General features: G+C 42.5%; 16 protein-coding genes. 10 read left to right on the top strand and 6 right to left on the bottom strand.

Annotated features, from left to right (window positions below; genetic code table 11):
* The first annotated feature begins 61 nt into the window (after positions 1-61).
* Both ACPZ3T_RS22400 and ACPZ3T_RS22395 read left to right on the top strand, forming a co-directional pair.
* Entirely contained in the window at positions 62-202 is a 141-nt protein-coding gene (locus tag ACPZ3T_RS22400) for a hypothetical protein (protein ID WP_490271640.1), read from the top strand.
* 104 nt (positions 203-306) lie between these two features.
* Positions 307-717 (top strand): hypothetical protein, encoded by a 411-nt coding sequence (locus ACPZ3T_RS22395; protein ID WP_490271639.1) that lies wholly within the window; start codon positions 307-309, stop codon positions 715-717.
* Between the two features lie 77 nt (positions 718-794).
* Here the strand turns inward: ACPZ3T_RS22395 and ACPZ3T_RS22390 are convergent, their stop codons facing one another.
* Together ACPZ3T_RS22390 and yhdJ are read right to left on the bottom strand one after the other, a co-directional pair.
* Entirely contained in the window at positions 795-1,934 is a 1,140-nt protein-coding gene (locus ACPZ3T_RS22390; RefSeq protein ID WP_490271638.1) for a restriction endonuclease, read from the bottom strand.
* Complete coding sequence (yhdJ, locus tag ACPZ3T_RS22385) at positions 1,915-2,802, bottom strand: adenine-specific DNA-methyltransferase (RefSeq protein ID WP_490271637.1); 888 nt, start codon at positions 2,800-2,802, stop codon at positions 1,915-1,917. The genes ACPZ3T_RS22390 and yhdJ overlap by 20 nt, the downstream gene beginning before the upstream one ends.
* 208 nt (positions 2,803-3,010) lie before the next feature.
* Here yhdJ and ACPZ3T_RS22380 point away from each other — a divergent pair, with 208 nt between their 5' ends.
* The gene (locus ACPZ3T_RS22380; RefSeq protein ID WP_490271636.1) at positions 3,011-4,369 is read left to right on the top strand and encodes an efflux RND transporter periplasmic adaptor subunit; all 1,359 of its coding nucleotides are present in this window, start codon (positions 3,011-3,013) and stop codon (positions 4,367-4,369) included.
* 295 nt (positions 4,370-4,664) lie between these two features.
* Entirely contained in the window at positions 4,665-7,847 is a 3,183-nt protein-coding gene (locus ACPZ3T_RS22375) for an efflux RND transporter permease subunit (protein WP_490271635.1), read from the top strand.
* Positions 7,848-7,903: 56 nt separating this feature from the next.
* Here ACPZ3T_RS22375 and ACPZ3T_RS22370 read toward each other — a convergent pair whose 3' ends face one another.
* Positions 7,904-9,145, bottom strand: a complete 1,242-nt coding sequence (locus ACPZ3T_RS22370; RefSeq protein ID WP_490277333.1) for a molybdopterin molybdotransferase MoeA — start codon at positions 9,143-9,145, stop codon at positions 7,904-7,906.
* Positions 9,146-9,281: 136 nt separating this feature from the next.
* Here ACPZ3T_RS22370 and ACPZ3T_RS22365 point away from each other — a divergent pair, with 136 nt between their 5' ends.
* The 4 genes from ACPZ3T_RS22365 (at position 9,282) to ACPZ3T_RS22350 (ending at position 12,555) form a co-directional block, all read left to right on the top strand.
* On the top strand, positions 9,282-9,839 hold the full coding sequence (locus tag ACPZ3T_RS22365) for an RDD family protein (RefSeq protein WP_490271634.1): 558 nt from the start codon (positions 9,282-9,284) through the stop codon (positions 9,837-9,839).
* Between the two features lie 43 nt (positions 9,840-9,882).
* Complete coding sequence (rpmG, locus tag ACPZ3T_RS22360) at positions 9,883-10,077, top strand: 50S ribosomal protein L33 (protein WP_096554383.1); 195 nt, start codon at positions 9,883-9,885, stop codon at positions 10,075-10,077.
* A 2-nt stretch (positions 10,078-10,079) separates the two neighbouring features.
* Positions 10,080-10,295, top strand: a complete 216-nt coding sequence (gene rpsR, locus ACPZ3T_RS22355; protein WP_096582652.1) for a 30S ribosomal protein S18 — start codon at positions 10,080-10,082, stop codon at positions 10,293-10,295.
* A 199-nt stretch (positions 10,296-10,494) separates the two neighbouring features.
* Positions 10,495-12,555: a ribonuclease catalytic domain-containing protein gene (locus ACPZ3T_RS22350; RefSeq protein WP_490271633.1), complete on the top strand. Its 2,061-nt coding sequence runs from the start codon at positions 10,495-10,497 to the stop codon at positions 12,553-12,555.
* Between the two features lie 352 nt (positions 12,556-12,907).
* Here ACPZ3T_RS22350 and psbA read toward each other — a convergent pair whose 3' ends face one another.
* A complete protein-coding gene (gene psbA, locus ACPZ3T_RS22345) occupies positions 12,908-13,990 on the bottom strand; it encodes a photosystem II q(b) protein (RefSeq protein ID WP_490271632.1) in 1,083 nt (360 codons plus the stop codon).
* Positions 13,991-14,355: 365 nt separating this feature from the next.
* On the opposite strand from psbA, the gene cofG reads away from it, so the two are divergent.
* The gene (gene cofG, locus ACPZ3T_RS22340) at positions 14,356-15,333 is read left to right on the top strand and encodes a 7,8-didemethyl-8-hydroxy-5-deazariboflavin synthase subunit CofG (protein ID WP_490271631.1); all 978 of its coding nucleotides are present in this window, start codon (positions 14,356-14,358) and stop codon (positions 15,331-15,333) included.
* Between the two features lie 16 nt (positions 15,334-15,349).
* On the opposite strand, the gene ACPZ3T_RS22335 is transcribed toward cofG, so the two are convergent.
* Both ACPZ3T_RS22335 and ACPZ3T_RS22330 read right to left on the bottom strand, forming a co-directional pair.
* Positions 15,350-17,935: a TonB-dependent receptor domain-containing protein gene (locus tag ACPZ3T_RS22335; protein WP_490271630.1), complete on the bottom strand. Its 2,586-nt coding sequence runs from the start codon at positions 17,933-17,935 to the stop codon at positions 15,350-15,352.
* Positions 17,936-18,331: 396 nt separating this feature from the next.
* Complete coding sequence (locus ACPZ3T_RS22330; protein WP_490271629.1) at positions 18,332-19,249, bottom strand: tetratricopeptide repeat protein; 918 nt, start codon at positions 19,247-19,249, stop codon at positions 18,332-18,334.
* Positions 19,250-19,317: 68 nt separating this feature from the next.
* Here ACPZ3T_RS22330 and ACPZ3T_RS22325 point away from each other — a divergent pair, with 68 nt between their 5' ends.
* Positions 19,318-19,581, top strand: a complete 264-nt coding sequence (locus ACPZ3T_RS22325) for a hypothetical protein (RefSeq protein WP_490271628.1) — start codon at positions 19,318-19,320, stop codon at positions 19,579-19,581.
* Positions 19,582-19,594: the final 13 nt, after the last annotated feature.

Raw genomic sequence — 19,594 nt, 5'->3', positions numbered from 1 at the left:
CTCAAGTTACTATGATTTATAGTTATTAATTTTCACATTAAGCCAAAAAAGTGACGCAAAAATGTCACTGTGCAGTCAGTTTAGGAAGAAGCAGGGGGGCAGGGGGCAGGGAGACAAGGTAGATAAGGTAGACATATTTACCCCATACACACATCTTGCACATCGGTTAAAAACCGGGTTTCTTGCAAATCCCTCAGCTTAAAACCTTAATCTTTCGTTCAGAAACCCGGTTTTTTAGGGCTTGTTGATTCCCAAACTGTCTTTCATTTTGAATTTTGAATTTTGAATTTTGAATTTTGAATTGATATGCCCCATTCCCAACCTATGTACAAACTTCAATTTTTTCAAGTATTACGTAACTTAGGTTTTGTGTTTTGGTTATCTTTGCCATTGATTGGGCTAATTTTTTGGCTCGGCAGTGGTTTGATAGGTGATCAAATACTCAGTCGTACTCACAATCATAAAAAATCGTTGTCAGCCGATACACGCTTAACAGGGCAAATGATGAAAAAGGTAGTGGCAATTGAGGCGGAAATTCTTCAGCCAAAAGGTGTTTCGCTGGTGAAGGTGACAACAAATCATTCGGTTCTCAAAACGATGATATTTGAGTTTTCTATTACCGAACCTCGTCGCCTAGAAGCTAAACTCAGTCGTGAGTTGGGCTTATCACCAGAACGCGTTAAGGAACTAATTCGTTATCAACCTGTGCAGCATTAGGTAATTTTTTCGCTCAAGGTATACAGAAAAAGATCCACCGAGATAATTGATATCGTTTACATATTATTCTGCAAAGTTTATTCGTAGATGAGAATATCTTGTTCTTCTGCTTCTACGTTAAACTCAACTCGGCTCTGGATAACTATTTCTTCAATGACTGCTGCACCTTTATTCCTTCCTATAACTACATCAAAACGACGCATTAATTCTGGAATATTTATAACTTCTTCTACAGATGACATATATCTATTAACAATGGTTTTAATCTTATATCTGGCTTTTGCTTGTTCTTCTACTTTTTTTAAGATGTTATCTACTGTATCCTCAGTTTTAACCACAAAAGTAATTGGATATCTTTGTACCTTATCAATATCTAAAAAATATTTATCAGCATCTATAGTTTCTGTTACCTGAAAAAAGCGTCCAAGGGGTTTCATTACAAAATCTATACCACCATCATTTGCATTAGTCCGTCCTGTCTTATATAGAATTAAACATTCTGTATTAATCCGATCTAATGACCAACCCCAATATATTTGTTGTTCGGCATAATACTCTTTTAAAATCGCATAAGTTACAATTTCAAAAATTCTTGCATCTATATTTGGTCTGAGTAAACCCCGAATAAACTCTATTGATCGTATGGGTTCTTGTTGTTGAATATCTATCATTTGTTGACAGTAAACTAAAAACTCATTAAAAGCATCGCTTCTTGCTTTTACATAAGCATCAATTATATCTCTAATTGATGTGGCAAGATTGATTTGATGATTATCAACTATAATTTTAATGAGGTTTTCATTAATCCAATATCTATTTGTTTTAGCATCTCTAATAATAGGTAAATACAAAGATGTAGGAAAATATTTTTTAAATTCTTCATTCAATCTATGATTCAGTGCATGATTTTGTAATTTACTGCCAAAAGGTAATTCTCTTTGTCTACGCAGGAGAGTCGTAAACTGCACACCTTCATAATTTTCATAGTTGTTATTAATATGAAAATCATGATTTAAGTAGTCTTCAACTAAAACATAAATTGCATAATGATTAGCAAATCCTGCTCGTGACTTAGAACCTCTATTAGCTGCTTTTGTCTTGATATTGAGATACTGCAATAACTCACTAGATTCTAAAGCTCTATTCCCATAACCGGGGAAATAAGAATCTAAAATTTCAATTATTTTTTTAGTAAATTCATGCTGTAGTATCCGCATCAAAAATATTTCCCTGTATCATATCTAATGTTTGTATATGTTTATTCTTGCTCGTATGATTCTTTTGTAAAGGTAAAAGCTTTTCTCCTTGATAATCCTGTAATTCTAAAACCCTTCTCAGTCCAATTTTTAAATATTCTTCTTGAGATTCTATACTAATTGAAGCTCTACCCAATTTCTTAGCGACAGCACCAACTGTAAAAGTACCTGCAAAGGGATCAAGTATAATATCACCTTGATTACTACTTGCAAGAATAATTCTCTCTAGCAATGATTCTGGCTTTTGTGAAGGATGATTTTCATATTCTGCCATGCGATATCTAACACGAGGAAAGTACCAAGCATTCCCAGGAACTTTTTCTGTATTATATGGCGTTGGCACAGCTTTTCTGTAATCAATCAATTTACGTTGTGCGCCGGTTTTAGCTTCTATCTTGATATTGTCTGAATTAAAAATATAATTATTTTTGTCTTTTACACAATGGAGTATTGGCTCATACATTGAACCAAAGTATTTTGTTGCTTGAACGCCAGAACTATCGTAATGCCAGACAATACGACTAAGAATTGTCAATTTATTCCTTAAGTAAAGGTCAAAATATGGCATCGCTTGCGTACTTGCCATCAAATATAAAGTTCCGTTTGGCTTGAGAACACGAATACATTCATCTAACCATTTATATGCCCAGTTTGCATATTCTTCGTCAGACTCCCACTTATCATAAAAATTGGAAAATTTTTTTCCTATATTGTATGGAGGATCAAGAAAAATTAGGTCTACAGATTGGGAAGGAATTTCACTAGATAAAATATCCAGAGCATCACCGTAAAATATGATATGTCCTTGATTTTGATATTTTTCAAACATAACTATATACTTACAAAAATTTATTTCATTTAAATATATTAAAACTCGCTAAATTACGCTAACTGGTATTAAAACGGGATTAATTTTAATATTTTTTAATCTAAATATAGATTTTGTCATTTTTTCGTCACCTTTCTTTGCAAAAATACGAGGGAGCTAATTTATAGCAATTTTTATACTGATCCCTCAATAGCTGGTGTGAAACACTATGGATACTTCTGAAGCTCAAGTTTCAACTGTTGAAACCCAGTCAGATAGTTCTGTCTCTGCTTCTGAGTTAGTGCCAGTTCGTTCTGGTAAACCCTGGTTGCAGACATTATTAATTTTGTGTTTGCTAACTGGGGGCATAATTCTCTGGCGGATGCTGATTCCTGGTGGTACATCACAGCCTTCTGTTGCCCAACAGCGACAACCACAACCACCGCGTCCGATTGAAACTATGACTTTAGCAACGGGAAGTGCTACCAGAAGTGTACAGCTTTTGGGACAGGTGGAAGCAACTCAACAATCTACACTACGCGCCCAGACTGGCGGGGTTGTGGAGAAAATATTAGTGCAGCCAGGCGATCGCGTCAAGTCAGGTATGGTTATAGCTATTTTAGATGACTCTGATCAACAACTGGCGATTTCCCAAGCCAAGGCACAATTAGCACAGCAAGTCAGCAATTTAGCCCGGTTGCAAGTCGGCACACGTCCCGAAATTATTGCCCAGCGTCAGGCGGCGGTGACATCAGCACAAGCACGGGAGAAGGAAGCGCAAGATAATCTCCAGCGTACCCGTGACTTAGTGAGAGAGGGAGCTTTATCACAACGGTTGCTAGTGGAAGCCCAAGCTAGATTAGAAGATATCCGAGGCGAACTTTTAGAAGCCCAAGCGCAACTGGCGGAAGCCAAAGCCGGGCCAATTCGGGAAGAAATCGCTGCTCAAAAAGCCAATGTAGAAGCAGCCAAAGCCAACTTAGCCCAAGCGGAATTAGCACAGCAACGCACCCGCATTGTCTCAGCACAGTCGGGGATGGTACAAACACGACACGTCAGCAACGGCGATTTAGTTCAAAGTTCTAGCCCCATTGTCAGTCTAGTAGCAGGCGATCGCTTCGATATTTTCTTAGAGTTACCAGAAGCACTCAGTGGTCAAGTTAACCCTGGGATGACAATTGACCTAACAGCCCGTGCTTTACCTGATTGGAAACAACAAACCAGAATTACAGCCGTAGTTCCCTCTGCCGATCCAGCCTCCCGCCGTCAAAGAGTGCGTGTCCAAATTAACAACCCACCACCCGGATTATTACCAGGAATGGCGATCGCAGGTAATTTAAATATGCCCTCAAATCGCTCTAGTTTTGTAGTTTCCAGAGATGCCTTAACTAGAAGACAAAATCAGTGGTTAGTCTTCACCGTCGCTGATAACAAAGCCCAACAAGTGGAAGTAGAGATGGTTGCAGACATGGGTGAAAAAGTAGCCATCTATCATCCCACCTTAAGCGCAGGTCAAAACATTGTCCTCCGTGGCGGCGATGGTTTGCAAGATGGTATGCCAGTGAAGCAGGTGACAGGTGACAGGTGACAGGTGACAGGTGACAGGTGACAGGTAACAGGTGACAGGTAACAGATGACAGATGACAGGAAGTAAATTTCTCTTGTCCCATGCCCAATGCCCAATGCCTAGGCTGTTGACTCTGTACCTTTTTTGGGATTTTGTCCATGCAAAAAATGTGCGTAGTTACGATGGCTGAAACTGTGTTTTGAGAAGGCTTTGAGGCACAAATTAAACATCGCGTACAAAATTACTAAAAACCGCCCAAATTTCAACAAAGTCAACAGCCTACCCAATGCCCCATGCCCCATTCCCCAATTAAATTATGAAATTCATTGAAACTGCTGTACGCTGGCGACACGGTACTTTTGTCCTATTCTGCTTATTGGCACTGTTGGGTGTATTCTCCCTACTCAGGTTGCCTTTGGAATTGCAACCGGGAGGCGATCGCCCGGAAATTACTATTACTACATCCTACCCAGGGGCAGGGCCTTCAGAGGTGGAGGATTTAATCACCCGCCCCATTGAGGAACAAATGGAGGAGGTGTTGGGAGTACAGGAAATTACCAGTAACTCCCGTGCGGGACGTAGTAGTATTAGTCTGGAATTTGCTCCCAATGCTGATGTACAGGAACGGATGATTGATGTGATCAACCGTTTACAGCAGGTAAATAATTTACCCCCAGAAGCTCAAGAATCGAGTGTGGAAATGGTGGGTGCGAATAGTTCGCCGATGATTTGGCTACCGTTTGACACCAAGGAAGGATTTGAGCCGGATGCTAACCGCTATCGTGATTTAGCAGAAGAAGTGGTAATTCCCAGATTGCGGCGAGTGCAGGGAACTGGGCAATTTTTATTAGTAGGTGGACAAGAACGGGAAGTAGAGGTAAAAGTTGATCCCAAAGCGTTAAGCGATCGCAATTTAACTATCGGTGATGTTGTCCAGGTACTCCGCGACAATAACCGTGATATCCGGGGCGGCCCCTTAATTTTAGGTCGCAGAGAATACCGCGTCCGTACTGTCAGCCGATCGCAAGATTTAACGCAAATTGAGGGTTTTGTTTTACGTCGTGACCAATCAGGTACAGTTTACCTGCGGGATGTGGCACAAGTACAGATGGGACGCAAACCCCAAGATAGTGCTTTGATTTTCAATGGAAATCCAGGGGTAGCCATTGGGGTAATTCGCCAAATTGGGGCGAATGTGCCAGAGGTAGCTAAAGGCGTTAGGCAAGAGATTGCCGCACTACAAGCGGAGTTTGACCAACAAAATCAAGGTATTCAGTTTGTTTTCAACTACGACGAAAGCCAATACATTAATCAGTCGGTGGCGTTTGTGCAAGGGAACTTGGCAACGGGGGCATTACTCGCTACCGTCGTCTTGATTTTGTTCCTCGGTTCAATGCGTACCGTGGCGGTAGTAGCGATTACCATTCCGACAACCTTGGTGATGGTGTTTATTGTTATGTCTGCCTTGGGACGAAGCCTGAATATTATCAGTTTAGCTGGGCTGGCCTTTGCTGTGGGTATGGTTGTTGATAATGCAATCGTGGTGATTGAGAATATCTTCACCCATATGCAGCACGGTAAAAGTCCCATGCGGGCAGCGATTGAGGGAACGCAGGAAGTTTGGGGGGCAATGCTGGGTTCTACCTTAACTAACGTTGTAGTGTTTGCACCATTGATTATGGTGACTGGTGAAGCCGGAAGACTATATGCAGATATGGCGATCGCTCTTTCTGCTTCTTCCCTATTTTCCCTGTTTGCGGCGTTAACCCTAGTCCCCATGCTGTCGGGATTGTTCCTCAAGCAATCCGAAGCAACCCAAATGATGGCAGGGGGAGAATATCGAGGCGGGAATTGGTTAGAACGGGCTGTGGCGCAAACTTCTGCGGTGTTTCGGAATTTTCAAGGTAAATTAGAAAACTTCCTGGCTGCTAGTGTTAGTTGGTCATTGGGACGCAAGCGCGTTGGTAGACGGTTGTTGGTGCTGTCTATTCCCGTAGTTTTACTAGTATTTAGTGTGCTGTTTTTACCGCCTGCTGATTACCTACCGGAAGGGAATCGTAACTTAGTGGTGATACGGGCTGAACCCTTACCAGGAACAAGCATCCCCGAAGCCATTCGCCAATCTGAACCGATACGGGAATTTTTGCGATCGCAACCCGAAGTAGATCGCATTTTATACGTTGATCGTCCAGGGGCATTACGGGGAATTGCCACCGTCTTAAAATCGGAATTTGCCACCACTACAGGTTTAGCGGCAATGGTGGATAGATTACGCGCCGTAAGCGGTAACTTCGCAGGCTACCGTTTTATTGTCCCTACACGGATACCCACTTTCCGCGATCCTGGTAAAGAATTTGAAGTGGATATTGTGGGGGCTGATTTAAATCAGTTGGGTGATTTAGAAAAGCAAATCACCGGCAAATTACGCCAACTTTCAGGGGTGCGGAATGTCCGTTCTAACTTCGTAGCCGGTGCAGCCGAACTACAAGTGATTCCCAACCGCGAACGTTTAGCAGAAGTCGGACTTTCAGAAGCCGAAATTGGTTCAATGGTAGAAGCTGCTTTAGGGGGACGCATCGCCTCTAATTATATTGATGGCAAAGAAGAACTCGACGTGTCAGTAGAACTGCAAAATACAGCCGTCGAAACTCCAGAACAACTGCGACAATTACCACTATATGCCCAAGGGCGACAGGTGCAACTCGGTGACGTGGCAGAAGTTAACGAAACCACAGGGGCAGATGTGATTAATCACGTTAATTTAGAACGTTCCATTAGCTTAACTGTTTCCGTTGCACCCGATGCACCTCTAGGTACATTGGTAGAACGTACCGAAGCGGAAGTTTTAGCACCTTTACGTGCCAGTCTTGCCCCAGGTTACAGTTTAGAATTGGCAGGTTCAGCCGATCAATTGGCGACAACTGTCAATGAATTAGCCTCGGCTTTTGTATTTTCGATTTTCATTACTTATTTATTGCTGGTGGCGTTGTATCGTTCGTTTTTGTACCCAGTCGTAATTATGGCGACTGTACCAATGGGGATGAGTGGCGCACTGTTGAGTTTAGTAATTGCTAACAACATTCTGGGAATGAATGTGGCGTTGGATATGATTACGGCGTTAGGGTTTGTGATTCTTACGGGTATTGTAGTTAACAACGCCATTTTGTTAGTCGATAGAGCCTTACAACTACAGCAAGCAGGGGAGGATTATGATACATCCTTATATAATGCGACAAGCGATCGCCTGCGAGCAATTTTTATGTCGGCGGGTACGAGTGTATTAGGGATGTTACCTTTGGCGGTGTTACCGGGACAAGGTTCGGAACTCTATCAAGGTTTAGGTATTGTTCTCACTGGTGGTTTAGCATTTTCTACAATTTTGACTCCTACAGTCGTCCCCGCACTGATGGGTTTACTACAGGATATTTCTGGACGTAAATCACAGAAATTGCAACCCAATATGACAACAGAGAGTAATAACGGTAAGGTGCGAGTTTAGAAAAATAAAGGTTTGTAGTGAGAACTTTAGTTCTCAAATAAGGACTAAAGTCCTTACTACAAACTCAATCTTATTCTTGATAAAACTTCTACTTCGTCTCCTGGTGAAATTAATGTTTGACCTATAGGCAACACAGCTAAAGCATTTGTGTGCGCTAAATTAATTAAATTCCCAGAACTATGACTACCTTGTGCTTTGTGAAATTCATAAACTCCATCAATTAAATGCAAACGCCCCCAAATATAAGTTTCGCGCTTCCCATTTGATTGGAGATGATCATGCGATCGCACTTTGATCAATTCTACCTCCCAACCCTCAACCAGTCCTGCCAATTTCCGTATCGCTGGTTGCAGAAATCGCCAAAATGTCACCAAAACCGCCGCCGGGTTTCCTGGTAAACCAAAATATATTGGAAACTGGGGAAAGGTAGCGACGGTGAGGGGTTTGCCTGGGCGCATAGCTACGGCGCGGATATGAATTTTCGCACCCAACGAATCAAGAATTTTGTCAATGTAGTCATAATCACCCACGGAAACACCACCGGAGGAAATTACTATATCGGCGTTGGCTACAGCCGTTTGAATTGTTGCGGCTAAAGCTGTTGGGTTATCTTTAATAATCCCCATTAATATCGGTTCTGCACCACTTTGCTCTACTAAAGCAGCTAAGGCATACTGATTAGAGTCAACAATTTGTCCTGGTTGTAAGGATTGATTGACTGTAACTAATTCATCACCAGTAGAAAAAATTGCTACACGAGGACGACGGTAAACCCTGACTTGGGGACATTGGGCTGCTGCTAACACAGCAATTTCCGCAGCATTTAACTTAATTCCGGCTGGTAATAATTCTGTTCCTGCTTGGTAATAAGAGGCTTTGCGTCTGACAAATTCGCTTAATTGGGGTGTTGTGAGAATCCCAACTTCGTCATTTTCCCGGCGTGTGTTCTCTTGCATAACTATAGTATCCGCACCATTGGGGATCACTGCACCAGTAAAAATCCGCGCCGCTTCTCCTGGTTGGAGGGTAAATTGTGGTTGATAGCCTGCGGGAATTTCTGAGATAATTTTTAACTTAACCGGCTGTTCGGCGGTAGAATTTTTAACATCTTCATAACGTACCGCATAGCCATCCATCGCTGAATTATCCCAATGGGGAAAATCTAGGGAACTAGTCACAGGGGTGGCTAAAATCCGTTCATTGGCGGCGAATAAATCTATAACTTCTGTATCTTGTAAGCTTTGTAGTGGTTGAACTAGATTAAAAATAATATTTTCTGCATCCCTGACTGATAACATAGCGATCGCCTGATATTGGAAGTTTGCCAAAAATAAAGTATTTAAACTTCACTTTAATATTAAAAGCACAAGCAATAATTCTCTCCCATTCCCTATTCCCCATTCCCCATTCCCCATTCCCCATTCCCCAATATTTATGACTATCGAACGCGTTCCCCAAAAACACTATCCCAAAGCTGAGATTAGTCGGCGTGGTATGGCTTTGGGATTGGATTTTTTCGTTGTCTGGCTAGTCAGTTCTCTATTGGGAAGTAATCAAGTCGGGATTCAACTCATCCCGATTTTAGTTTTTATCTGTGGTTGGTTAATTTTGCGGGTACTGGTGGTATTTAACAATCAAGGGCAAAGTCTTGGGCGATGGGCGTTTGACTTGAAAGTGCTAGAAGTGGAAGACGGGCAAGTTATCGGCAGGATTCCCCAATTGCTAGCACTCTTTAAAAGAGAAGCTATAATTGGCTTTGGTGCAATTTTGGTGTCTATTGCCTTGGGCAATATTCGCGCCAATCCCACTGCTATACTGCTAGTAATTCCCCTAGCTATCGACTGTGGGGCAGCGTTATCTGATACCCAGATGCGCCAAGCTCTACACGACCGTTATGCAGGTACTTTCATTGTTTCGTCGCGTCGCGGCTACTCGTTAGATTTAAAAATTAAACGATTAGTTGAAACTTTGCGCCGAAATGTGAGAAGATAGTTATTTGTGTTAATTCTCTTCAGGCTTTAGTGTTTGTAAGATTATGGCTAAAAGTAAAGGTGTCCGCATCATAGTGACACTAGAATGCACTGAGTGTCGGACAAATCCAGACAAGCGATCGCCGGGTGTTTCACGGTATACATCAACCAAGAACCGTCGTAACACCACCAACAGGTTAGAACTCAAAAAGTTCTGTACCCACTGTAATAAACATACCGTTCACAAGGAAATCAAGTAAAGATGAGCTATTATCGTCGGCGTTTGTCTCCGATTAAGCCTGGAGAACCAATTGATTATAAAGATGTTGACTTACTGCGGAAGTTTATTACCGAGCGGGGTAAGATATTGCCACGCCGGATTACCGGGCTGACTTGTCAACAGCAACGAGAACTAACATTAGCTATTAAAAGAGCGCGGATTGTGGCTTTATTGCCATTTATCAATGCAGAAGGCTAATTATTTGACTCAGTGGCGAGAATTTTAGATTTGGGATGAACGGGAAAAGCTACATAAATAGTGATATGTAGCTTTCAGTTGTCTGAGTCCTCAATCTAAAATCTCAGTCAGTTAAAATCAACAGATTTTGGATTTAGTAGCAATTATTCAACTCCAAAATCTAAAATTTATTTGTTAACCATTAATAATTGCGAGAGTTGTGGAGAAGGGGACGCTAGTTGAATTTCGGGTTCAAGGCGATCGCCGTTTGGGCGTAATAGATCGTCCAGACGGAAAGACCCGTTGGTTTGTGGTAGATGAACGTGGTCAATCCCACAGCCTCGCGCCTAGACAAATAACCTATAAAGTTAACGGTAAAACATATAACTCATCTGAAATTCCCAGCTTTTTAGAAGAGGTCAAGCCGTATTTAGACCCCTCTAGCTTGGAAGTAGCTTGGGAATTGCTAGTAGAAGAAGGGGAGACAGTCACGCCATCCCAAATGGCTAACCTACTGTTTTCTGAATCAACATCAGCCCCTTGTTACGCTGCCCATTGCCTATTATCAGATGACAAACTCTATTTCAAGCAAAAAGGTGACGCTTACGAGCCGAGAACAACAACACAAGTAGCAGAGCGCAAACACCAAATAGAAGTAGAAGCCCTCAAAGCTAGGGGACAGCAGGAATTTTTAGTCAGGATAGAAAAAGCACTCCAAGGGGAAGTGGTAGAATGGCAGCGTCATGACCGCCAGCGTATAGAAGGTTTGGAAAAATACGCCACACTACTAGCAGATATTGCCTTGGAGAAAATCAACTATGAATCTTTAGTCCGTGGCAATCCTGCCCCAACTACAGTCCTCGAAACAATGAATATGTTGGGGCGACAAGCGACACCCCAAGCAGCCTTTCAATTATTAGTAGACTTGGGCTGGTGGGGTCTTCATGAAAACTTATTCATCCGTCGTCTTTCAATTCCTATCCAGTTTCCTAGCAAGGTATTAGAAGTGGCTCAACAGCGTTTGGATCATCCACCAACAGACTCAGACACAAATCGTCTAGATTTGACTCACCTGAAGGTGTATACAATTGACGATGAAAGTACCACTGAGATAGACGACGGTTTAAGTTGGGAAACCCTCTCAGATAATCGGGAAAGACTTTGGGTACACATCGCCGATCCCACACGTTGGTTAGCACCAGAAGATGACTTAGACCTAGAAGCTAGAAAGCGGGGTAGTACAGTATATTTACCAACAGGGATGATTCCCATGTTTCCAGAAGTACTGGCAACTGGGCCAATGAGTTTGGTACAGGGCAGAGTTTGTTGTGCTTTGAGCTTCGGGGTGATTTTAGATGAAAATGGCGCAGTAGAAGATTATACAATTCACCCAACTTTAATTAAACCTACCTACCGCCTCACCTACGAAGATGTAGATGAGATGTTGGAATTAGGAGTACAAGCCGAACCAGAAATTGCCGCGATCGCAGCTTGGGCAACTAAACGCAAAGCTTGGCGTTACAATCAAGGTGCGATTAGCATCAATATGCCAGAGGCAATGATTAAAGTCAAAAATGACGACATTAGCATCGACATTTTAGATGATTCGAGATCGCGGCAACTAGTAGCTGAAATGATGATTTTAGCTGGGGAAGTCGCCGCCCGTTACGGTCAAGAACACAACATCCCCTTACCTTTTCGCGGTCAACCCCAACCAGAATTACCCCCAGAAGAAGAATTAGTCCGATTACCAGCCGGATTTGTCCGCGCCTGTGCCATGCGGCGTTGTATGCCCAAGAGTGAAATGAGCATCACTCCCGTGCGTCACGCTGGTTTAGGGTTGGACACTTACACCCAAGCCACATCACCCATTCGTCGTTACAGTGACTTGCTAACTCACTTCCAACTCAAAGCCCATCTACGGGGAGAAGTTCCACCCTTTAGTGCCGAACAACTCAAAGAAGTGATGATGACCGTCACCAGTACCACCCAAGAAGTCACAATAGTAGAACGGCAAACTAATAGATACTGGGCATTAGAATATTTACGTCGTCATCCTGAGCAAGTTTGGGAAGCCACAATATTAATGTGGCTCAGAGAAGATAGCAACTTAGCACTGATATTATTAGAAGACTTAGGCTTACAATTACCAATGGTATTTCGGCGGACAGTCAGATTAGGTGAACAGGTATCAGTGAAAGTTAGTATCTCTGATCCCCAAAAAGATGTGATTCAGTTCCAAGAAATTATTTACCAAGAAGCCCAGACAGCAGCCAATTGATATATAGGGCTTGCTGAAAAAGTAGATATGTAGGGGAGGCAAAAAGCGGTGTGGATTTTCCTCTCCACCGAACTTCAGAGCGGCGGCTTCCCCATCTCTGAGTTTTCGCTTTATATTCAGGTTTCTAGTGAGGACGGATGTACGCGAAGCGTTGCCGTTCGCGTTAGCGTCTCCGTTCGCGTAGCGTCCCATAGGGAAGGAGAAGGCTAGCAAGAATCTTCAGCATAACGGCTAATGATTTGCTAGTTAGAGACATTAGACTGTTGATTAAACTCTAGAACCAAACAAAAATACCCCCCATTTCTGGAGGGTATTTTTTATTTAACTAAGTTTATTAAACTCAGTTGAAGAATTAACCGTTGATAGCAGGTGCGCTGATAGCAACAGGAGCAACTTCACCAGCAGCTAAGTCTAAGGGGAAGTTGTGAGCGTTACGCTCGTGCATTACTTCCATACCCAAGTTAGCGCGGTTGATCACATCAGCCCAAGTACCGATGACGCGACCTTGAGAATCAATGATGGATTGGTTGAAGTTGAAACCGTTCAAGTTGAACGCCATTGTGCTTACGCCCAATGCGGTGAACCAGATACCGATTACAGGCCATGCAGCTAAGAAGAAGTGCAAGGAGCGGCTGTTGTTAAAGGACGCGTATTGGAAGATTAAGCGACCGAAGTAACCGTGTGCAGCTACGATGTTGTAGGTTTCTTCTTCTTGACCGAACTTGTAACCGTAGTTTTGAGATTCGTTTTCGGTGGTTTCACGCACCAAGGAAGAAGTTACCAATGAACCGTGCATTGCAGAGAACAAGCTACCACCGAATACACCAGCTACACCTAACATATGGAAGGGGTGCATCAGGATGTTGTGTTCTGCTTGGAACACGATCATGAAGTTGAATGTACCGGAGATACCCAAGGGCATACCATCAGAGAATGAACCTTGTCCGATGGGGTATACCAAGAATACTGCGGTTGCTGCTGCTACAGGTGCAGAGAATGCTAGACAAATCCAAGGACGCATTCCTAAGCGGTAGGACAATTCCCACTCACGACCGAGGTAGCAGAATACGCCGATGAGGAAGTGGAAAATTACCAATTGGTAAGGGCCACCGTTATACAACCACTCATCTAAGGATGCTGCTTCCCAGATGGGATAGAAGTGTAAACCGATCGCGTTAGAGGAAGGAACAACTGCACCGGAGATGATGTTGTTGCCGTAGATTAGTGAACCTGCAACGGGTTCGCGGATACCGTCGATGTCTACTGGAGGTGCTGCGATGAAGGCGATGATGAAGCAGGTGGTTGCAGCTAGCAGGGTGGGGATCATCAATACACCGAACCAACCTACATATAGGCGGTTGTTGGTGCTGGTAATCCAGTTGCAGAACTGCTCCCATACGTTCGCGCTTTGACGCTGTTGTAAGGTTGTGGTCATGTTTCTATGATTACGGTTGACTTTATGTATGTATCAGGCGTTTTTGTTTTCGCCTGTTGTTACATATCTTAATCAAAGATGTTGCGATTTGTAAAGTATTTTGAGAAAAAATTTTTTACATAGACCTGTATAAACCTCTGTTACTTATGTGCCATCTGTGTTTCAGCCTACAGATTCCATAATTTTTCTTGACTGTAAATTATTTACAATTGTTCAAACGGTTCTATATATCAGGACTTACGCACAGAGGGTATCTGTTAAGAAGGGGTGTAAGGGTATAAGGGTGTAGGGGTGTAAGGGTTTTGAACACCTACACCCTCACTCAAACTCTTGATTCTTCGTATCACTGCGTAAGTTCTATATATATGCAAGTTCTCAATTCTGCTCTAGTCACCTATAGTCCTGCTTACACCATTGTTCCGACTTATGAATGTTTCAATCGCTGTACTTACTGCAACTTTCGCACCGACCCTGGTAAAAGCACTTGGCTGAGTTTATCAGTAGCAGAGGAAATTTTAAAACGACTACAAAATCAGCAAGTTTGTGAAATTCTCATCCTTAGCGGTGAGGTGAGTCCTCACTCACATAAACGTAAAGAATGGTTTCATAGGATTTATGATTTGTGTGAATTAGCATTATCGATGGGTTTTTTACCACATACGAATGCAGGCCCTTTGAGTTTTGCAGAAATGCAACAACTCAAGAATGTAAATGTCTCAATGGGTTTAATGTTGGAACAATTAACCCCAGCACTATTAAAGACAGTTCATCGTTATGCACCGAGTAAGTTACCAGAACTGAGGCTGCAACAATTAGAATGGGCGGGAGAATTACAAATTCCCTTTACCACCGGTTTACTTTTGGGAATTGGGGAAACTGCTGATGATTCCTGGGAAACCTTAGCAGCCATTTCCCAAATTCATCAACGTTATCATCACATTCAAGAAGTCATCTTACAACCCCACAGTCCAGGAAATCAACAAACCTTTGATGCACCACCTTTTAACCCTCATCAATTACCAACGGTAATTGCAAAAGCACGGGAGATTTTACCATCAGATGTGACAATTCAAATTCCGCCGAATTTAGTTAAAGATCCGCAATGGTTGTTAGCTTGTATCGCTGCTGGTGCTAGAGATTTAGGGGGAATTAGTCCCAAAGATGAAGTAAATCCCGATTATCCTCATCTACAGGAACAAGAATTAAGAGAAATTTTACAGCCTGGGGGGTGGGAATTAGTCCCACGTTTACCTGTATATCCGCAGTTTGATAGGTGGTTATCTGGGAAACTTGCAACCACCGTCAAGGAATGGCGAACTACTTTAACGCCATTCCTGTGCTGAGATTTTCGTTATCAGCTCAAAAGTTAGCTCGCATCTGGACACCATAAGTCACAGGATCACCAAATCCTGCGGTGACGTTTGGTGCTGGAAACAGAAAGCCGGAGGTAATATAATGGGTATCAAATAGATTGTTAGCATATAAGTAAATGCCGTATTTTTCACCTTCATAACCAATGCGGGTATTGACTAAAGCATAGGGGTCTTGTTTGACTTGGTTGGCATCATCGAAATAAGTTATACCATAACCCCGTAGTTCTGCACGGGCAAAAATTCCGTTTCTACTGCGATACTGTACCGCTAAATTATAGGTAAGTTCTGGTGCAAAGGGGACGCGGTTTTCACTAAAGTCTCCCCCTGTAAAGGGATTTCTGTAATTTTTAAATCTGCTGTCTACGTAGCCAATACCAGCAATTATATTTAATCCTTGTACTGGCTTGGCTGTAAGTTCAAATTCTAAGCCTGTTACTTTTACATTGGCATTAGTGACATTTCTAAAAAAGCCAAAATCGTCAGTTAGCAAAACTTGATAATTATCCACATCAGTTTGGAAAACCGAGAGATTAGCTGTGAGACGATCATCTAACCAAGAAGATTTTAAGCCTGCTTCGTAACTCCAGGAGGTTTCTTCTTGAAATCGTCGTGTATCTTCTGTATCTGCACGGTAGTTGAATCCACTTGGTCTATAGCCTTTCGCTATGGTGGCGTATGCCATCATATTTTCGCTAAAGCGATATTGTAAGCCAAACCTGGGGATAAATTCTTGACTATTGAGGGTTGCACCCCGTACTTCTGCTGTAGGGGGATTAATACTGCCGTCTGTATTTTCAAACACACGACGACGGTCGAGGTCAGTATCAGCTGTTTCATAGCGTAGACCAGCAAATACAGTTAGGGATGTAACTGGTTTGTAATCAACTTGTCCAAAGATGGCGTAGGTGTGGCGGTATTGTTCTGCGGATACGCGATCGCTTCCCGGTGCTGGTAGACTAAAAGCAGCTGCACCAGCCTGAGTATATTTAAAAGTATCATCAATTACTTTAAAATCTCGTAACTCGTAATATCCACCCAACAGCCAGCGAAACTTTTCCGCATCTTCAGGAGATTGCAGGCGAAACTCCTGCGACCACAAGGTAGAATTAATACCAATAATTTGCTGCAACAAGTCACCAGGAAAATTATCACCCACTAAAGTATTTTGATTGCTAAATCGGCGTGTGGTGATGGATGTAGCCCGAAAGCTGTTACCGTTATAGCTCACTTTCAACGCCTGGGTGTTAGTGCTGAGGCGATTAAAACCATCGACTTCTTGAGAAACGGTAAAAGGTTCAGGTGCATTTTGACGGGAAAAAGTTGGGCTGCCATGATCGTTATCACTGGCATAGGCATTAAATGATATATTCCATTCTGGGGTAGGTGTCCAGAGAATTTGAGCGCGTCCTGTGACTTGCGATCGCTCTCCTACCGCCTTGTCAAGAAAGATATTGTCAAATATACCATCTCGTGCATTGTATGCCCCCGCCAGTCGAAAGGAAAGTTGATCAGGGATAATCGCATCACTGAGCGATAATTGTAATTCCCGACTGTTGTAACTGCCGTAACCTGCCGTAATACCGATTTCTGGGCGATTGCTAGGGGGACGAGAAATTATGTTCACCACCCCAGCCGGACTAGTTCTACCATAGAGGGTACTTTGGGGGCCGCGTAACACCTCTACCCGTTCTAAATCAATCAAAGCAACATCGAGAAAACCGCCGTAATCAAAAGGAACATCATCAATATAAAAGCCTACAGTATCTTGACTAGCTAAAAAGTTAAAATTATTCAGTCCCCGCAGACTGTAGTAGCTAAAATCAGCACTTCCTCCTGTAGTGGGGAGAAAAGTAAAATTGGGTGTATTATTAGCGATCGCTGATAAAGAATTGATTTGTCCGTCTGTGATTTCCCGGCGAGGAATTACCGTCAGACTCACAGGAACATCCTGTGATGCTTCTGGGCGTTTTTGGGCGGTGACTACCAACTCAATCGGTTCATTTGCGTCGGATGATGGTTGTGTGGGTGGTGTTTCACTACTAGGTTGAGATGTATCCGGTGTTTGTGGTGTTGGAGATGTTGCTGGGGTGATGATAAAAATTAAACCTTCATCGCTGTCATCTAACTCGACTTTGGGAACATCTACATCACCTGTAACCATCACTCGGATAGTATTTGCATCCTGATTTATGACGACTACTTCTGCAATACCTATAAATGGTTTTTCTTGACGAAATGAATTACCACTTGATAAACGCAATTGAGCGTTGGGAATATCTGCGATAAATTGATTTCCCTCACTTTTGTTAGCAATCTGCAACTGATCAGATGTAGGGGTTTCTAATATGATTTCTAAACTGCTAGCAGTTTCATTGAGACGTACACCTGTCACTTGAATAGCTTGACTTGGTTGCTGTGCAAATAATTCTTTAACATTGGTATAAGGAAACTGTATTTCGCTCAATTGAGGAATATCTTTGCTAGCTATTTCATCTGAATATGCAGGGAAGGCAGCAAAAATTGATATGGTAGATGTTAACCATAGATAAGCAGATAAACTATATTGTTTCACCTAGTCCCTCACACTCACACTTATACTCAAAAGTAAGTGATTTGCTGTTTTTAAAATTGTTTAAATCATTATTTGTGACAGTAAATCAAACTACTGTTGATGTCAAAAGACAGAGTGTCAAACTTAACTTGAGATTACTTGAATGATGGTGAAAAGTTAAAAATGTTATCTATTTTTTTATGAAAACTTGCAGTCATACCAATTCATGAAAAGAATGAAACAGATGCGTAGGTTGGGTTGTAGCTTGCTTCCACGGAGTGGTACGAAGTGAAACCCAACAATTACAAGACTTTGAGGTGTTGGGTTTCGTTCCTCAACCCAACCTACATTTGCATCATATTTTTTGTGAAATGGTATCAGGCTTTGGTGATGTTGTTGTCACTTCTCAATACCATTCTAGATGAGAGCAATTTCTAACTGCGATGAGAGTTGTTGTTGTAAATTTTTGAGTAAGTTTAAGGTTTTCTCATAGCTTGTAGTTGCTCCCTCTTGGGCAAAGTATTCTACAGCCCTTTGTAAATCTGCGATTGCCGCCGCTTCATGACCAATTTGATGGTAAGCTATCCCTCGGTTGAGATAAGCTTGGGCGTTGTCAGCATTCATCTGAATTGATTTTGTAAAATCCCCAATAGCACAGGCATAATCACTCCTTCTACCACAAACACACCCCCGATTATAGTAAGCTCTATAGTCACCAGGATTGAGAGCAATTGCCTGGGAAAAATCCCTGATAGCCTCGGACAAATCCGATAACTCAAACCAAGCCAGTCCCCGATCATTGTAGATATCAGCTGCACCTAAAGGAGAACTTGAGGAGATATTTTGCAACGCCAAATCATAATCTGAGATAGCTTTTTGATAATTGCCCAACATCGCACGAGCTATACCCCGATTGTAATAAGCTCTAGAATCATCAGGTTTGAGAGCGATGACACGATTATCATCCGCGATCGCTTGCTGATATTTCCCTAATCTGTAGTATGCTAGACCCCGATTTAGATATGCTTCCAGATTGTCGGGGGTAAAACGAACAGCTTGATTACAATCAGCGATCGCATTTTTGTAATCCGCTAATTCTAGATAAGCTAAACAGCGATCGCTATAAGCTGCCGCAAAATTCTTTTTTAAGCCTATAGCCGCCGTAAAATCAGGAATTGCTTCCTGATAACTTCCCTGCAACAGTTTCTCTATCCCTGACTGGAGAAATACCCCTGCCGTAGCTTCTTCTTTAACCGTAGATAATGCCTGTGCAGGCGAAGTAAACAAGAGCAAAACAATACTAAAAACCCAGATGAATCGATAAAAGCGACTCATGAGATCATCTTAATTGTGTGAGGAGAACAAAAACCGACATTAAGCAATTCGTAATTCGCAATTGACTAATGTCCCGCTACGCTCTAAGCACAGCTATGCCGCAGGCTTTACGCAATGGGCTAAACGCCCCGCTTCCGCTAACGCAATTACTAATCACCACTCTTTATTCTGCTGTTCATTCCTCATGTCGTCAAAAGACAACCCGTCAGACTTCAACCCATGCCCAATGCCCAATGCCCCATGCCCCATGCCCCATTCCCACCCTATCAACTTTGACAGCCAGTCATTTGACAGCAACTCATCCATATACTGAAAATTGGGAGAAATCTTAATTAATGCACAGGT

This window comes from Aliinostoc maniaoense (genome assembly GCF_058172895.1).
Note: the sequence above shows the minus strand (reverse complement) of the source record. Positions and strands in the feature narration are given on the sequence as shown.

Bases quoted from the DNA above. Each gene is read 5' to 3' on its own strand.
- ACPZ3T_RS22400 (WP_490271640.1), top strand. From the start codon at position 62: ATGTCACTGTGCAGTCAGTTTAGGAAGAAGCAGGGGGGCAGGGGGCAG.
- ACPZ3T_RS22330 (WP_490271629.1), bottom strand. From the start codon at position 19,249: ATGAGTCGCTTTTATCGATTCATCTGGGTTTTTAGTATTGTTTTGCTC.
- psbA (WP_490271632.1), bottom strand. From the start codon at position 13,990: ATGACCACAACCTTACAACAGCGTCAAAGCGCGAACGTATGGGAGCAG.
- rpsR (WP_096582652.1), top strand. From the start codon at position 10,080: ATGAGCTATTATCGTCGGCGTTTGTCTCCGATTAAGCCTGGAGAACCA.
- ACPZ3T_RS22395 (WP_490271639.1), top strand. From the start codon at position 307: ATGCCCCATTCCCAACCTATGTACAAACTTCAATTTTTTCAAGTATTA.
- ACPZ3T_RS22380 (WP_490271636.1), top strand. From the start codon at position 3,011: ATGGATACTTCTGAAGCTCAAGTTTCAACTGTTGAAACCCAGTCAGAT.
- ACPZ3T_RS22390 (WP_490271638.1), bottom strand. From the start codon at position 1,934: ATGCGGATACTACAGCATGAATTTACTAAAAAAATAATTGAAATTTTA.
- ACPZ3T_RS22325 (WP_490271628.1), top strand. From the start codon at position 19,318: ATGTCCCGCTACGCTCTAAGCACAGCTATGCCGCAGGCTTTACGCAAT.
- yhdJ (WP_490271637.1), bottom strand. From the start codon at position 2,802: ATGTTTGAAAAATATCAAAATCAAGGACATATCATATTTTACGGTGAT.
- rpmG (WP_096554383.1), top strand. From the start codon at position 9,883: ATGGCTAAAAGTAAAGGTGTCCGCATCATAGTGACACTAGAATGCACT.
- ACPZ3T_RS22370 (WP_490277333.1), bottom strand. From the start codon at position 9,145: ATGTTATCAGTCAGGGATGCAGAAAATATTATTTTTAATCTAGTTCAA.
- cofG (WP_490271631.1), top strand. From the start codon at position 14,356: ATGCAAGTTCTCAATTCTGCTCTAGTCACCTATAGTCCTGCTTACACC.
- ACPZ3T_RS22375 (WP_490271635.1), top strand. From the start codon at position 4,665: ATGAAATTCATTGAAACTGCTGTACGCTGGCGACACGGTACTTTTGTC.
- ACPZ3T_RS22365 (WP_490271634.1), top strand. From the start codon at position 9,282: ATGACTATCGAACGCGTTCCCCAAAAACACTATCCCAAAGCTGAGATT.